At 68.9% G+C, this 14,974-nt stretch carries 16 protein-coding genes and 1 pseudogene; 6 read left to right on the forward strand and 11 right to left on the reverse strand.

Translation table 11 applies throughout. The features are described from left to right. A partial coding sequence (locus QOC69_RS12005; RefSeq protein ID WP_526439662.1) for a type III PLP-dependent enzyme domain-containing protein occupies window positions 1–751 on the forward strand: 751 nt, incomplete at its 5' end. 131 nt (window positions 752–882) lie between these two features. After that, the gene (locus QOC69_RS12010) at window positions 883–1,332 is read left to right on the forward strand and encodes a DUF4189 domain-containing protein (RefSeq protein WP_526439664.1); all 450 of its coding nucleotides are present in this window, start codon (window positions 883–885) and stop codon (window positions 1,330–1,332) included. 10 nt (window positions 1,333–1,342) lie between these two features. Here the strand turns inward: QOC69_RS12010 and QOC69_RS12015 are convergent, their stop codons facing one another. From QOC69_RS12015 to ftsH, 11 genes are all read right to left on the reverse strand, one after another. Beyond that, complete coding sequence (locus tag QOC69_RS12015) at window positions 1,343–2,158, reverse strand: type III pantothenate kinase (protein ID WP_526439666.1); 816 nt, start codon at window positions 2,156–2,158, stop codon at window positions 1,343–1,345. Between the two features lie 4 nt (window positions 2,159–2,162). Beyond that, window positions 2,163–2,570 carry an aspartate 1-decarboxylase gene (panD, locus tag QOC69_RS12020; RefSeq protein ID WP_526439741.1) on the reverse strand — a complete coding sequence of 136 codons (408 nt, stop codon included), beginning with the start codon at window positions 2,568–2,570 and terminating at the stop codon, window positions 2,163–2,165. Continuing rightward, a complete protein-coding gene (gene panC, locus QOC69_RS12025) occupies window positions 2,570–3,514 on the reverse strand; it encodes a pantoate--beta-alanine ligase (protein ID WP_526439668.1) in 945 nt (314 codons plus the stop codon). Before panC ends, panD begins: the two co-directional genes overlap by 1 nt. Then, on the reverse strand, window positions 3,511–4,470 hold the full coding sequence (locus QOC69_RS12030; RefSeq protein WP_526439670.1) for a Rossmann-like and DUF2520 domain-containing protein: 960 nt from the start codon (window positions 4,468–4,470) through the stop codon (window positions 3,511–3,513). The genes panC and QOC69_RS12030 overlap by 4 nt, the downstream gene beginning before the upstream one ends. Window positions 4,471–4,527: 57 nt before the next feature. After that, window positions 4,528–5,961 carry a DUF6779 domain-containing protein gene (locus QOC69_RS12035; RefSeq protein WP_526439672.1) on the reverse strand — a complete coding sequence of 478 codons (1,434 nt, stop codon included), beginning with the start codon at window positions 5,959–5,961 and terminating at the stop codon, window positions 4,528–4,530. 76 nt (window positions 5,962–6,037) lie between these two features. After that, complete coding sequence (locus QOC69_RS12040; RefSeq protein WP_526439743.1) at window positions 6,038–6,514, reverse strand: DUF3180 family protein; 477 nt, start codon at window positions 6,512–6,514, stop codon at window positions 6,038–6,040. Continuing rightward, window positions 6,514–7,029, reverse strand: coding sequence for a 2-amino-4-hydroxy-6-hydroxymethyldihydropteridine diphosphokinase (gene folK / locus QOC69_RS12045; protein WP_526439674.1), 516 nt, complete (start codon window positions 7,027–7,029; stop codon window positions 6,514–6,516). Before folK ends, QOC69_RS12040 begins: the two co-directional genes overlap by 1 nt. Window positions 7,030–7,102: 73 nt before the next feature. Further along, complete coding sequence (folB, locus tag QOC69_RS12050) at window positions 7,103–7,486, reverse strand: dihydroneopterin aldolase (protein WP_526439676.1); 384 nt, start codon at window positions 7,484–7,486, stop codon at window positions 7,103–7,105. Further along, window positions 7,479–8,300: a dihydropteroate synthase gene (gene folP, locus QOC69_RS12055; RefSeq protein ID WP_526439745.1), complete on the reverse strand. Its 822-nt coding sequence runs from the start codon at window positions 8,298–8,300 to the stop codon at window positions 7,479–7,481. Before folP ends, folB begins: the two co-directional genes overlap by 8 nt. Before the next feature lie 5 nt (window positions 8,301–8,305). Next, complete coding sequence (folE, locus tag QOC69_RS12060) at window positions 8,306–8,914, reverse strand: GTP cyclohydrolase I FolE (protein ID WP_526439678.1); 609 nt, start codon at window positions 8,912–8,914, stop codon at window positions 8,306–8,308. A gap of 18 nt (window positions 8,915–8,932) precedes the next feature. Beyond that, on the reverse strand, window positions 8,933–11,374 hold the full coding sequence (gene ftsH, locus QOC69_RS12065; RefSeq protein ID WP_526439680.1) for an ATP-dependent zinc metalloprotease FtsH: 2,442 nt from the start codon (window positions 11,372–11,374) through the stop codon (window positions 8,933–8,935). 197 nt (window positions 11,375–11,571) lie between these two features. On the opposite strand from ftsH, the gene QOC69_RS12070 reads away from it, so the two are divergent. The 4 genes and pseudogenes from QOC69_RS12070 (at window position 11,572) to QOC69_RS12085 (ending at window position 14,956) form a co-directional block, all read left to right on the forward strand. Beyond that, window positions 11,572–12,540 carry an alpha/beta fold hydrolase gene (locus tag QOC69_RS12070; RefSeq protein WP_526439682.1) on the forward strand — a complete coding sequence of 323 codons (969 nt, stop codon included), beginning with the start codon at window positions 11,572–11,574 and terminating at the stop codon, window positions 12,538–12,540. Beyond that, window positions 12,537–13,760 (forward strand): LLM class flavin-dependent oxidoreductase, encoded by a 1,224-nt coding sequence (locus QOC69_RS12075; RefSeq protein WP_526439684.1) that lies wholly within the window; start codon window positions 12,537–12,539, stop codon window positions 13,758–13,760. Before QOC69_RS12070 ends, QOC69_RS12075 begins: the two co-directional genes overlap by 4 nt. A gap of 47 nt (window positions 13,761–13,807) precedes the next feature. Further along, a pseudogene (locus QOC69_RS12080) lies at window positions 13,808–14,181 on the forward strand (hypothetical protein); the annotation flags it as partial. A 34-nt stretch (window positions 14,182–14,215) separates the two neighbouring features. Beyond that, window positions 14,216–14,956: an SIMPL domain-containing protein gene (locus QOC69_RS12085; RefSeq protein ID WP_526439686.1), complete on the forward strand. Its 741-nt coding sequence runs from the start codon at window positions 14,216–14,218 to the stop codon at window positions 14,954–14,956. The last annotated feature ends 18 nt before the right edge of the window (window positions 14,957–14,974 follow it).

Raw genomic sequence — 14,974 nt, forward strand, 5'->3', positions numbered from 1 at the left:
CGCGGGCGTCGGTCGGCAGCTCGACGTCTGCGTGGAGGTCGGCATGAGCGGCGGCCGCACCGGCTGCCGGGGCGCCGACGCGGTCGACGCGGTGGCACGCGCGGCGGCCGATTCGGAGCGGCTGCGACTGGTGGGGGTAGCCGGCTACGAGGCCGCGGGAGGCCATGACGTCACGCCGGACGGGTACGCCGGGGTGCGGGCATACCTGCGGGAGCTGCGCGGGGCCGTGACGCGGTTGGCCGGTCTCTTCGAGGCCGACGAGGTCGTGCTGACCGCGGGCGGAAGCACGTACTTCGACGCGGTCGCCGACGAGTTGACCGGCGGGTGGCCGACGGGTCTGCCGATCCGCACGATCCTGCGCAGCGGGTGCTACCTCACCCACGACGACGGCCTGTACCGGCGCACGTCGCCGCTTCGCGGACCCCTGGGACTACGGCCCGCGCTGACGGTGTGGGCGCAGGTGGTGTCGCGCCCGGAACCGGACCTGGCGCTGCTCAGCATGGGCAGGCGCGACGTCTCGTTCGATGCCGATCTGCCGGTGCCCCACGGACTGGAGAACAGTGCCGTGGTCAAACTCAACGACCAGCACGCCTATTTGCGGGTCGGCCCTGCGGACCGAGACCGCGTGGCCGTCGGGAGCTGGCTCGAGTTCGGCATCTCGCACCCGTGCACGGTGTTCGACAAGTGGCAGTTGATCCCGGTGCTCGACGACGACGGCCGCGTGGTCGACCTCGTCCGCACCTTCTTCTAGTCCCGCGAGCAGTCCGCAAGCGGGGAATTCTGGGCGGAGTTGATGGCAAAAGTGTGATCTCCGGGGCACCCGCTCCCTCCAATAGACGACCGCCCAAAACCGGGCGGCCCCGTCACACGAAGGAGAGCACCATGAACAACGACACGATCAGCCGGACTCGGATCGTGGCTGCGGCCACGCTGGCCGCAGGCGCCGTACTCGCGGGGGCCCTTGGTTCGGCCACTCCGGCCAACGCCGCGCCGGACCTCTACATCGGGCTGGCCTACTCGTTCCAGAGCGGCATCCCCGGGATCGCCGTCAGGGGCGTCTACGACCAGTCCAGGATCGACTCACTGTCGATCTGCCAGGACAATGGGGGAAACCACTGCGTCTGGTTCGGGACGTTCACGAACACCTGCGCGGCGATGGCCATCCTTGGCGCGCAGGAATGGAACACCGCGACGGGATCGACCCGCAAGGATGCCGAAGATCAGGCACTGGCCCAGAATCCGGGCAGCCACATCGCGGTCTCGGGATGCACGTCGGGCAGTCCGCGCAAGCCGTTGAATCGGGTCCCGCTGGGTCCGCTGGCACAGGCGTGAATCCGCAGAGTCAGCGGGCCTGCTTGAGCTTGCCGCGCTGATTGTCGCGGTTGCGTTCGAACACCAGGCGCAGACCGTTGAGCGTCAAGTGTTTGTCGTAGTGCTGGACGGTGCGCAAGTCGGGCAACACCAGAGGCGCGGTGTGCCCGGTGGCCACCACCGCGACGTCGTCGCCCCCGAAGCCGTCGACGTCCTCGCGCACCCGGGTCACCAGGCCGTCGACCAAGCCCGCGAAGCCGAACACCGCCCCTGCCTGCATGCACTCGACGGTGTTCTTCCCGATGACCGACCGCGGCCGGGTCAGCTCGACGCGGCGGAGTGCGGCCGAGCGCGCCGCGGCGGCGTCCGACGACACCTGCACGCCAGGGGCGATCGCACCGCCGAGGAACTCGCCCTTCCGCGACACGACGTCCACGCAGATCGACGACCCGAAGTCGACGACGATCGCCGCCGACTGGAACCGCTGAAACGCCGCAAGGCAGTTCACGATGCGGTCGGCGCCGACCTCCTTGGGATTGTCGACGAGCAGCGGAATCCCGGTCCGCACACCGGGTTCGATGAGCACGTGCGGCACCGAGGGCCAGTACTGTTCGAGCATCACGCGGATCTCGTGCAGCACCGACGGCACCGTGGACAGACCGGTGGCGCCGGTCAGCCGCTCGGCGTCGTCGCCGATCAGGCCGTCGATGGTGAGGGCCAATTCGTCGGCGGTGACCTCGGATTCGGTGCGGATCCGCCAGTTCTGCACCACCTTGGCGTGGTCGCCGGAGCCCTCCACCAAGCCGACGACGGTGTGGGTGTTGCGGACGTCGATGGCCAGCAGCACGGCGCTACCGCGGAGACATCAGGTCGGCGGCGTCGGCAGGCACGAAGGCAAGGTCGTGGCCGAAGTCGAGTGGGCGGTTCTGCCCGTCCACGAAGACCACCCGCGGTTGGTAGGCGCGGGCCTCGGCGTCCTCCATGGTGGCATAGGCGATGAGGATCACCAGATCGCCCGGATGCACCAGATGCGCTGCCGCGCCGTTGATCCCGATCACACCGCTGCCCCGCTCACCGGTGATGGCGTAGGTCACCAACCGGTTGCCGTTGTCGATGTCGACGATGGTCACCTGCTCACCCTCGAGCAGGTCGGCGGCGTCCATCAGCTCGGCGTCGATCGTGACCGAGCCGACGTAGTGCAGATCGGCCTGCGTCACCGTGGCCCGATGGATCTTCGACTTCAACATGGTTCGTAACATCAATTCCTCCAGGGTAATTCGTGATTCTGGTCCGACTCGACCCGGGAATGCCCGTCGATGCCGGCCGTTGCGCCGATGTCTATTGCGATGTTGTCCAGAAGTCTGATCCGGCCAAGGCGCGCCGCCACCAGCAACCGGGCCACTCCCTCGAGAGGCGCCGGGCCAAGCCAGGTGTCGCGTACCACCAAGTAGTCCACCTCGATCGCGGGCACCTCGACGAGCACCGCGTGCGCGGCGTCCAGCGCCTCGGACGCCCCCCGCGACGCGGCGTACATGCCCGCGAGCAGAGCGGCCGACAGTGCACCGGCCTGCTCCCGCTCCACCTCGTCGAGGTACCGGTTGCGCGACGACAAGGCCAGACCGTCCGGTTCGCGCACGATCGGCACGCCGACGATCGTCACGTCGACGTTCAGGTCATCGACCATGTGCCGCACCAGCACCAGTTGCTGGTAGTCCTTCTCGCCGAAAAACGCCCGGTCGGGCCGCACGATCTGGACCAACTTGAGCACGACTGTCAGCATCCCGGCGAAGTGCGTTGGCCGGGAACCGCCTTCGAGTTCGGCACCGAGCGGCCCCGGCACGACGGTGGTTCTCTGGCCGTGCGGATACATGTCGGCGACGGTCGGTGTGAAGACCACCTCCACCCCCTCGGCGCGCAGCACGGCCAGGTCGTCGTCGAGCTGGCGCGGGTAGGCGTCCAGGTCCTCTCCTGCGCCGAACTGCAAGGGGTTGACGAAGATCGACACCACCACCACCGCACCCTGAACCCGCTTGGCTGCCCGCACCAGAGCCAGGTGGCCGTCGTGCAGGGCACCCATGGTCGGCACCAACACGACGCGGCGACCGGTGGTCCGCAATGCGCGCGACACGTCCGACACGTCCTGCGGACGCGCGTAGACGTTGAGTTCCCCCGGCGTGAACTTCGGTGGCCTGCGGGCGGTCACGGCTGCCCTCCTGACGTCGACGGTTCGGCCAACGCGGCGAACACGTCGGCTGGCGCGTGCGCGCGCTGCGCGGTACGCACCGAGTTGGCTCGATACGCCTGCGCCAGTTCGGGATCCAATTCGTGAAGGGCATGCAAGTGCGCGATGACGGCTGCCGCATCGCCTCGGGCGACCGGCCCGGTCAGGGCGGCCTGGCCGCGCTGCAACGCGTTCTCCAACGATGCGCGGGCAAGCGGACCGATCACGCGCTCCGCGAGGCCGCCCGGCGCATCGCCGACCAACTCCTGGCCGAGCAGCCCCTGGCCCTTCAGCGCACCGCGCAATGCCTCCACGGCGTCGAGCAGCACGGTGGTCACATGGTTGCCCGCGTGGGCCAGCGCCGCGTGGTACAGCGTGCGGACGTCCTCGGGAACCCGGAAGGGCTCCCCGCCGATCTCGAGGACCAGCGACTGGGCGATGGCGTACCCGACCTCGTCGGCGGCGGTGACGCCGAAGCACGAGTCGGACAGTCGGACGATGTCCTCGTCGGATCCGGTGAACGTCATCGCGGGGTGGATCGCCAGCGGCACGCAACCTTGTTCGGTGAGCGGGTTCAGCACGGCGATGCCGTTGGCCCCCGCGGTGTGCGCGACGATGGCACCCGGCCGCGCCGACCCGGTCGCGGCCAGCCCGGAGACCAGACCGGCGAGTTCGGTGTCGGGCACGGCCAGCAGCAGCAAATCCGCCCGGCTGGCGACCTCGTCCACGGGTAGCACCGGGGTGTCGGGCAGCCGACGCTCGGCGCGTTGGCGCGACGCCTGTGAGATGGCGCTGCACGCGACCACGACGTGCTCGGCACGCTCCAGTGCGACGCCCAGCGCCGTACCCACGCGACCGGCGGAGATGATGCCGATGGCAAGCCGAGCCGGACGGAATCCGTTGGGGGTCCCCACTGCAGACGACCTCGCTGACGTCATGAGTTACTTCGTTCCAGTCCCGCGCTGCGGGTACCGGACGGGCGCCTTGAGACTAACTCATTCCTCGCGACGACGGCGCCGGCCGCCGCCCGTCGAGCCGACCTGCAAACGTGCTAGCAGTTCGGATAATGGCTGGCCACCGATGTGCTGTCCGTCCTCCGGGTCCGGTTCGTCGAGCCCACGGTGACGTGCGGCACGTTCTGATTCGGACTGCGGCGCCGCCGCAGGCGGCGGTGGCGGGGCCAGCGTCGGCGGGGGTGGCGGGCGTCGGCCGGGGTCGACGTCGTTGGGCGCGGAGTGCCTGGAGCGTCGCGAGGGTTCCGCGGCGGTCTGGCCGGCGGTGGCGTGGCGACCTCGCGGCACCTCGGCGTGCGGCGGCGTCATCGCCGGCTCTGGCGAGGGTGAGGGCTCTGGCGGGGATGGCGGCTCGGGCGCGGGCGCGGGCGCGGGCTCGGGCGGATACGCGGACGAGCCGTTCTCCGTCACCTGCGACAGCCAGTTGCTGCCCGGGCTGCCCGCCGGGATGAACTGCCCCTCCGCGGGTGCAGGACGCCATTCCGGATCGCCGGACGCACTGTGGCGTCTCGACCGCTCGGGCTCCTGCCACTGCGGTGCCGCCGCAGCGGGCTGCACCGGCGGTGGCGGTGGTGGCGTCGGCCGGAGCGCCGGCTCGGGCGGCAGCCATGGCGACTGGACCTCGGGCTCGGGGGGCGGTGGCGGCGGCGGCTCCTGCGGCGTGGACGGCGGAGGCTGCGGTGGCCAGCCGCGCTGCCCGGGTTCCACCTCAGACGGCCTGCGGTGCGCGCCGCCGTAGACGGGCTGCGGCGCCCACTCGTGTTCCGGCGGATTCGGCTCGACGGGTACGTCGATGATGGGGCTCTCTTCGGTGTTGGGATCGGCGTCGTCCCGGTCCTCGGTGTCGAGCCGGCTGCTCATCACCCGGCCCGGGCTGACTCCCCGGTCACTCCGCTCCTGCCCTCCGAAGCCCTCCGGGGCGACCGACCAGTCGGGGAAGTTGTGGACGCTGGTGCGTTCGGTCTCGATGGCGGGGCGATGCTGCAGGTCGGTGTCGAAGATGATTTCGAGGTTAGCCCGCAGCGCGGCCAGCTCAGCGCGCAGGCTGGCCACCTCGTCGGAGCTCTGTGCGCGCAACTCGGATGTGAGCTCTCGCCTGAGTTGGGATTCGACCGACAGTTCGTACTCGCGCCGCGCGGAGATCTCGCGATCGAGTTGCAAGTCGTAGACCAACTTGAGGTCTCGCGCCTTGGCCTGGTCCATGTCGGACTGACGCCGGTAGATGAACGAAACGAACGCAGCGACCACCGCTGCCCACAACGCGATGATTACGGCAAGCTTGAGTAACTCCACCCGATTGGTGAACACCAGGGCCGAACTGGCCACGATCGCGAGCACCAGCAACGCCGTAAGCAGAACCCATCCCGGCCTGCGGTTTCCACGCCGAGAGCGTGGTCCACGGGTCGGTTCGGTCATGGGCTGACTGTACCCGTCACAGGTCACCCAGCGTGTCGACCCCTGCGGCGATTCGGCCTCCCACCGGCGGCTTCAGCTACTCGGGTACGCCGTCGGGGTTCTCCGGCGGGTCCTGCGGCGACTTGCAGCAATGCTGAAGCCAGAGCGCGGCGATCACCAGCGCCAGCGCACTCGCCGCCGCCACCAATGCGCCCGCGGTGTCCTCCCCCGCGACCTGCAACGCACCGCGCCGCGGGATCAGGTACGCCAGCACTCCGACCCACCAGCCGAGTGCCAGCGCGCCCACCCACGCCGACGCCTTCGCGATCGTGACGGAACGCGCCACGGCGAGCGGATGCAGCCGACCGGGACCGGGGCCGATCTTGCCGTCGTTGACCTTCGACCGGATGTAGAACGCCCAAGCCGCCTCGGCGGCGGCGACCGCAAGCAGAGACAGCCCGGTCACCATGGTGATCGGCGGGAACCATCGGTACAACCCGAGCACCAGGACGTAGCCGATGACGGCGGCGATCACCGTCGCGGCCGTGAGGTCACGTTTGCGGGTCGGCCCCATCACGTCACCAGGGCCAGGTCCGTGCGCCGCACCCCGACCCGCTCGGCCGGGTCGATGGCGTCCAGCAGCTCCGCGACGGGCCGCGCCCGGCCGCCGACCGTCAGCGTGGCGGCGGCGTCCACCGCGAGCCACGGGACCAGCACGAAGGCGCGCTCGTGCGCATACGGATGCGGCAGGGTGAGCACCTCGTCGTCCGACCGCACCTCGATGTCGCCGGCGTGGCAGGTGACCAGGTCGACGTCGAGTGTGCGTGGGCCCCAACGTTCGTCGCGGACCCGGCCGCCGGCATTCTCGAGTTCCTGGCCGCGTCGCAGCCAACCGTGGCAGTCGAGGGCGGGGTCGTCGGCGACGACGACGGCGTTGAGGAACGCACCCTGTTCGACGCCGCCCCACGCATCCGTCTCGTAGACCGGTGACACCGATCGGACGGCATCGCCGAGTCCGTCGACCACCGACTGCAGCAGCGCAAGGCGATCGCCCAGGTTGGACCCGATCGACAACACGACAGTGCTCATGCCTCGACTCCCGCTCGCTCCGGTCCTCGCTCGTGCCTCGCTGCGATCCTCACTCGGGGTCGTCTTCGGGGACTCATGGCGCGTCACCTCGGCCACCCCTACGCGACCGCCTCGCCACGACGGCGACGTCGTTGAACGTCAATGGGATCGGTGCGTTGGGCTTGTGCACGACGACCTCGACGGCGTACACGCGCTCGTCGGTCATCACGCCTTCGGCGATCTCGGCGGCGACGGTCTCGATCAGGTTCCGCGGCGGCCCGGCCACGACGTCGGCCGCCCGCTGCGCCAGAGCGCCGTAGTCGAGCGTGTCGACGAGTTCGTCGCTCGCCGCGGCCGCAGCGAGGTCGATCCACACCGTGACGTCGACGACGAAGTCCTGCCCGTCCAGGCGTTCGTGCTCGAACACGCCGTGCTGACCACGAACGGTCAAGCCGCGCAACTCGATTCGGTCAGCCATGCGCCTCACCGGACCACGCCTCGACGACCTTGAGCGCGTCGATGCTAGCCCCGACGTCATGCACGCGCACGCCCCACACCCCGTGTTGGGCGGCCAGCGCGGAGATCACCGCGGTGGCGGTCTCCCGGCCTGCCGGATCCCGCGGCACTCCCTTGGGATCGGCCAGCAGCGTCCCGAGGAAGCGCTTGCGGGACGCGCCGACCAGTACCGGGATGCCCGTCGCGACGAACTGCGGCAGCGCGCGCAGCAGCGACCAGTTGTGTTCGGCGTTCTTGGCGAACCCCAGGCCCGGATCGATGATCAGTTGAGCCGGGTCGACACCGGCCGACACCGCGGCGTCCACGCTGCGCAAGAGTTCGGTGCGGACGTCGGAGACGACGTCGGCGTAGTCGGGCGCCTGGTGCGGCCGGTCCGCATCGACCGAGCGCCAGTGCATCAACACCCAGGGCACCCCTGCGTCGGCGAGCAGGGGCGCCATGGCGGGGTCGGCCAGCCCGCCGGACACGTCGTTGACGATCCGGGCGCCGTTCTCGAGCGCGGCCCGTGCCACCTCGGCGTGCATGGTGTCGATACTGACCGTGATGCCTTGCCCGGCAAGATCTTTGATCACCGGTATCACCCGGGCCGTCTCGATGCTCGCGTCGACGCGAGTCGCACCGGGGCGGGTGGACTCGCCGCCAACGTCGATGATCGCCGCGCCAAGCGCCGCCAGCGCAAGACCATGCTCGACGGCGCGGTCGCGGTCCAGGAAGAGGCCCCCGTCGGAGAAGGAGTCGTCGGTGACGTTGACGACCCCCATCACCTGCGTGCGCATCGGGCTCACTTCCGCAGGATGAGATCCAGCGCCTCGGACCGCAGGGTGGAGTCGGTTTTGAACTGCCCACGCACCGCCGAGGTCGTGGTGGTGGCTCCCGGCTTGCGGACGCCGCGCATCGCCATGCAGAGGTGCTCGGCCTCGACGACGACGATGACGCCGCGGGGATCGAGCTTGCGCATCATTGCGTCGGCGACCTGCCCGGTCAGGCGCTCCTGCACCTGCGGCCGTTTGGCGTAGAGGTCCACCACCCTGGCGAGCTTGGACAGACCGGTGATCCGGCCGTGTACCCCGGGGATGTAGCCGACGTGCGCGACACCGTGGAAGGCCACCAGGTGGTGCTCGCACGTCGAGTACATCGGGATGTCCTTGACCAACACGAGCTCGTCGTGTTGTTCGTCGAACGTGGTGTTGAGGACGTCGTCGGGGTTGATGTAGAGCCCCGCGAACATCTCCCGGTACGCCCTGGCCACCCGGGCCGGGGTGTCGACCAGGCCATGTCGCTCAGGATCTTCCCCGATCGCGATCAGCAACTCGCGCACGGCGGCCTCGGCGCGCTCCTGGTCGAATTGGGGGAGGGTGAGCGTGGCCGGATCGATCTTCGACCGCGTCATCTGGTGGCTCCGTTCGTATCAGCCAGGGGGCGGCGGATCATGCCGGTCATCGGACCGGTCACCGCGATTCTGTTCGTCATGCGGGGCGGGCGCGGGTGCGCCACCCTGCGGGACGTGCTGCCCGGGCTGCGGGTACGGCTGATATGGCGGGTAGGGCGCCGGAGGCGCTCCGGCGCCGACATGGGGAGGAGGAGGCGCTCCGGCGCCGGCATGGGGAGGAGGAGGCGCTCCGGCGCCGACATGCGGCTGCTGCCAGCCCGACGGAGGCGGCGGTGGCGGCGGGTACCAGTAACCCTGGGGGTGTTGACCGGGGTGGGGCGGCGGCCAGCCGGGCGCGTGCCAGCCCGCGGGGGCGCCGTAGTCGGGCTGGGTGGGACCGGCTCCGGGTGCACCGCTGGGGTGCTCGCCGTTGCGATTGACCGGAGAACCGTTGCCGCCGACACCGTTCGAGCCGTTGTGCCGCGCTGCCGCCTCGGCGGCCTTGGTCGCGGCGGCGATGGCGACCTTGAATGCGGGCTCGGGCGCCGGCTTCGGCCACTCCTCGCCGCGCTCGATGGCCAGCTCGCCGGGCGTCTTGATCGGTGGCTTGTCCGACGGCACGCGGCCACCGAAGTCGTCGAACATGGTGAGCCGCGGCCGCTTCTTCACATCGGAGAAGATGGCCTGCAGCTCGACGCGGTGCAGGGTCTCCTTCTCCAGCAGTTCGCCGGCCAGGATGTCGAGCACGTCGCGGTACTCGCTGAGGATCTCCCACGCCTCGGTGTGGGCGGCCTCGATCAGCTTGCGCACCTCGTCGTCGATGATCTGGGCGACCTCGTGGCTGTAGTCGGCCTGGTTGCCCATGGTGCGACCGAGGAACGGATCACCGTGCTCGGTGCCGTACTTGACCGCACCGAGCTTGGAGCTCATGCCGTACTCGGTGACCATGGCACGGGCGATCTTGGTGGCCTGATCGATGTCGGAGACCGCGCCGGTGGTCGGCTCGCGGAACACCAGTTCCTCGGCGGCGCGTCCACCCATGGCGAAGACCAGTCGCGCGATCATCTCCGAGCGGGTCATCAGACCCTTGTCGTCCTCGGGTACGGCGACGGCGTGACCGCCGGTGCGCCCGCGGGCCAGGATCGTCACCTTGTAGATCGGCTCGATGTCCGGCATCGCCCAGGCGGCCAGCGTGTGCCCGCCTTCGTGGTAGGCGGTGATCTTCTTCTCGTGCTCGCTGATGATGCGGCCCTTGCGGCGCGGACCGCCGACGACCCGGTCCACGGCCTCCTCGAGCGCGGCCCCGGTGATCACGGTGCCGTTCTCACGGGCGGTGAGCAGCGCGGCCTCGTTGATGACGTTGGCCAGGTCGGCGCCCGACATCCCGACGGTCCGCTTCGCCAGTCCGTCGAGGTCGGCGTCGGGTGCCACCGGCTTGCCCGCCGAATGCACCCGCAGCACCGCACGCCTGCCTGCGATGTCGGGGTTGGACACCGGGATCTGCCGGTCGAACCGGCCGGGCCGCAGCAGCGCAGGGTCCAGGATGTCGGGGCGGTTGGTGGCCGCGATGAGGATGACGCCCTGGCGTTCGCCGAAGCCGTCCATCTCGACCAGCAGCTGGTTCAGCGTCTGCTCGCGTTCGTCGTGTCCACCGCCGAGGCCTGCACCGCGCTGACGGCCGACGGCGTCGATCTCGTCGACGAAGATGATGCAGGGACTGTTCTGTTTGGCCTGCTCGAACATGTCCCGGACCCGCGAGGCGCCGACGCCGACGAACATCTCCACGAAGTCCGAACCCGAAATGGTGAAGAACGGCACGCCCGCCTCACCGGCGACGGCGCGGGCCAACAGCGTCTTGCCCGTGCCTGGCGGACCGTAGAGCAGCACGCCCTTCGGGATCTTGGCGCCGAGCGCCTGGTAGCGCGAGGGGTTCTGCAGGAAGTCCTTGATCTCGTAGAGCTCCTCGACCGCCTCGTCGACACCGGCGACGTCGGCGAACGTGGTGCTGGGCATGTCCTTGCCCAGCTGCTTGGCCTTCGACTTGCCGAAGCCGAAGCCCATCCGGCCGCCGGACTGCATGCGGGAGAACATCACGAACAGCCCGACGAGCAGCAGCAGCGGCAGCAGGTAGATGAGCAGCGAGCCCAGCACGCTGCCCTGGTTGACGACGGTATTGGTCTTGGCGTTCTTGGCGCTCAACGCATCGAACAACTGCACCCCGTACCCCGTCGGGTACTTGGCGATGACCTTGTCGCTGTTCTCGGTGTCGCCGTTGCCGCTCTTCAGGTCGAGGCGGACCTGCTGTTCGCGGTCGTCGATCTGCGCGCTCTTGACGTTGTCGCCGTTGATCTGGGCCATCGCCACCGAGGTGTCGACGGGCTTGTAACCACGGGTGTCATCGCTGAAGTAGAAGAAGGACCACCCAAGGAGCAACACGACCGCGACCGCGGTCAGGGTACGGATGACGTTTTTTCGGTTCATCGTTGTCGTCGGCCAGCGGCGGGATACGTCGGCCAGGTCCTTCCGATACGCACAGCTAGGTCAGTTCAGGCTACCGCTAGACCAACGTCGCACAGTTCCCGACGGGGTATTGGGGCGAACGTGAACCCGTGCCCAAGTTCTGTTGGATTTCTCCAACACGAACTCGCGCCCTTCGAATCCGAGGGCAGACTGAGACGGTGATCACATCCACTGAACGGATAGTCAACACCAATGGTGTGCAGTCGAGGGTGACCGAGGCCGGCGACCGCGGCGCGCCCGTCCTGGTGCTGGCCCACGGCTTCCCGGAGCTGGCGTACTCGTGGCGCCACCAGATACCGGTGCTGGCCGATGCCGGCTACCACGTGCTCGCTCCCGATCAGCGCGGCTACGGCGGCTCGTCGAAACCGGACGCCATCGAGGACTACAGCATCGTCGCGCTCACCGGGGACATCGCCGGCCTGCTGGACGACGTCGGAGCCGAGCGGGCCGTGGTGATCGGGCACGACTGGGGCTCACCGGTCGTGACGAACTTTCCCCTGTTCCACCCGGATCGGGTGTCGGGCGTCGTCGCGCTGAGCGTGCCTCCGGTGCCCCGAGCGCCTTCGCCGCCCACGCAGATCTGGCGCGGCATCTTCGGCGAGAACTTCTTCTACATCCTCTACTTCCAGGAACCCGGCGTCGCCGACGCCGAGCTCGGTGGTGATCCGGCCAGAACGATTCGCCGGATGATCGGCGGGCTGCGATCGGATGCCGACATGGCCACTGGGATGCGGATGGCCGCACCGGGACCCGACGGCTTCATCGACCGGTTGCCCGAGCCCGACGGAATACCGGACTGGATAAGCCAGGACGAGATCGACCACTACGTCGCCGAGTTCACCCGCACCGGCTTCACCGGCGGCCTCAACTGGTACCGCAACTTCGACCGCAACTGGGAGCTGACCGAGAACACCCCGGCGTCCGTCATCTCGGTGCCGACGCTGTTCATCGCGGGAACCGCGGACCCCGTGCTCGGCTTCATGGGGCGCGACAGGGTGTCCGACGTCGTGTCCGGCCCATACCGCGAAATCATGCTCGACGGTGCCGGCCACTGGATTCAGCAGGAGCGACCGGACGAGGTCAACGCGGCGATTCTGGAGTTCCTGGCCGGATTGGAGTCGAGGTGAGCAGACCGCTGAACTTCGGGGTGTTCATCACGCCGTTTCATCCGGTCGGCCAATCCCCCACCAACGCACTCCAGTACGACATGGACCGGGTCGAGGCACTGGATCGCCTCGGCTTCGACGAGGCCTGGTTCGGCGAGCACCATTCGGGTGGCTACGAGTTGATCGCCTGCCCCGAGGTGTTCATCGCGGCGGCCGCCGAACGCACCAAGCACATCCGGTTCGGCACCGGGGTGGTGTCGCTGCCCTACCACCACCCGTTGATGGTGGCCGACCGGTGGGTGCTGCTCGACCACCTCACACGCGGGCGGGTGATCTTCGGCACCGGCCCTGGAGCGCTGCCTTCCGACGCCTACATGATGGGCATCGACCCGGTGAACCAGCGGCCGATGATGCAGGAGTCGCTCGAAGCGATCCTGGCACTCTTCCGCGCCACCCCCGACGAGCGGATCAACCGGCAGACCGACTGGTTCACGCTGCGCGACGCCGCTCTGCACATCCGGCCCTATACCTGGCCGTATCCCGAAATCGCTTGCGCGGCAATGATCTCCCCGTCCGGGCCGCGCCTGGCCGGGGCGCTCGGCACCTCGCTGCTTTCGCTGTCGATGTCGGTACCCGGCGGCTTCGCCGCGTTGGAGACCACCTGGGACGTCGTCGGTGAGCAGGCCGCCAAGGCGGGTCGCGACGCACCCGACCGCAAGGACTGGCGGATGCTGGGCATCATCCACCTGGCCGACACCCGGGACCAGGCCATCGACGACTGCACGTATGGACTGCAGGACTTCGCGAACTACTTCGGAGCGGCAGGCTTCGTACCGCTCAACAACGAGGTCGAGGGCGACCAGACGCCGCGGCAGTTCGTCGAAGACTATGCGGGCAAGGGCAATTGCTGCATCGGCACACCGGCCGACGCGGTGACCTACATTCAGGATCTGCTGGACCGGTCCGGCGGGTTCGGAACCTTCCTGCTGCTCGGCCACGACTGGGCGTCCCCCGAGGCCACCTACCATTCCTACGATCTATTCGCGCGAGAAGTGATGCCGCACTTCAAGGGTCAGCTCACCGCGTCCCACGCATCGCACGAATGGGCCAACGGCATCCGGAACCAACTGCTCGGCAGGGCGGGCGAGGCCATCGTGAACGCGATCACCGAACACGTCGACGAACAGAAGGCAGACGCACAGCAGAAGGCCGGAGCGCAACAGAACGGGAAGAGCACCTGATGCGCACGCAACTGGAGGGTCTGCCTGCCATCGGGGGCGCGGAGGTCGACCTCTTCATGGGTGACGAGTTCAGCGCCGAAAACCTCGACGTGGGGCCGGATACCGAGGCGCCGCCGGCGGGCACCCTGGTCACGTCGATACCGGTGCTGCTGTCGCAGGCGGGCGTGGAGTGGAAACCATTGTGGCGTCTGACTTCTCGGCGAAGCGCCGCGAATTGGCCACGATCGTCGGGGCACACCGCACCGTCGACCCGGCCGACGGCTCACCGTTCGACTCCACCGCGGCCGCCGTCGTCTTCGAGGCGGTGGGCGCCCCCGGCGTCATCGACGACGTCCTGCGCAGGGCGCCGAACCGAACGCGGCTCGTCGTCGCGGGGTTCGCGAACTCGCTGCGGCCGATCGCCGAGGGTGAGGTGGACGTGGATTCTGGTTCTGCCGAATCTGTAGGGTGCCTGTATGCCGATCGCCGCACGGACGAAGACGTCCACCCGACTCCTCGTCCTCGCCGCGGCGGGGCTCGCCGTGGCCGGACTCGCGGCCTGCGACGCGACGTCCGGTCCTGCCGCTCCTGCGGCCGATCCCCAGATCCGCGAGGTCACTGTCGTGGGCTCGGGCAAGGTAGAGGGCACACCCGACACCGTCACCGTCGATGCCGCGATCGAGGCCATCGCGTCCGACGCCACGTCCGCCCTCGGCCAGAGCAACGAACGCATGTCAGCGGTGCTCGACGGGGTGAAGAGCCAGGGCATCGACGCCAAGGACATCAGCACCACCGGGGTCAGCCTGCAGCCGCAGTACGGGGACAACTCCGTCATCACGGCGTATCGGGCGAGCAACTCGATCGCGGTGAAGGTCCGCAAGTTCGACGTCGCCTCGGCGGTGATCACCGCGATTCAGACCGCAGGCGGCAACACCACCAGGATCAACTCGGTGAAACTCTCCATCGAAGACGACTCGCAGCTGGTCAAGGACGCCCGCGCACGGGCCTTCAACGACGCCAAGGATCGCGCCGAGCAGTACGCCGGGTTGTCCGGATTGGACCTGGGCAAGGTCATCTCGATTACCGAGGCCGGGGCCAACGTCCCGCCGCCAACGCCGATGCCGCGGTATGACGCCATGTCCGAAGCGGCCGTGCCGATGGAGCCGGGTCAGCAGACCGTCGGCTTCTCGGTGACGGTGGTATGGGAGCTCGGCTGAGCCAGGCTCACCGATGAG

Source organism: Mycobacterium sp. (assembly GCF_032162105.1).
In the GTDB taxonomy this organism is placed as follows: domain Bacteria; phylum Actinomycetota; class Actinomycetes; order Mycobacteriales; family Mycobacteriaceae; genus Mycobacterium.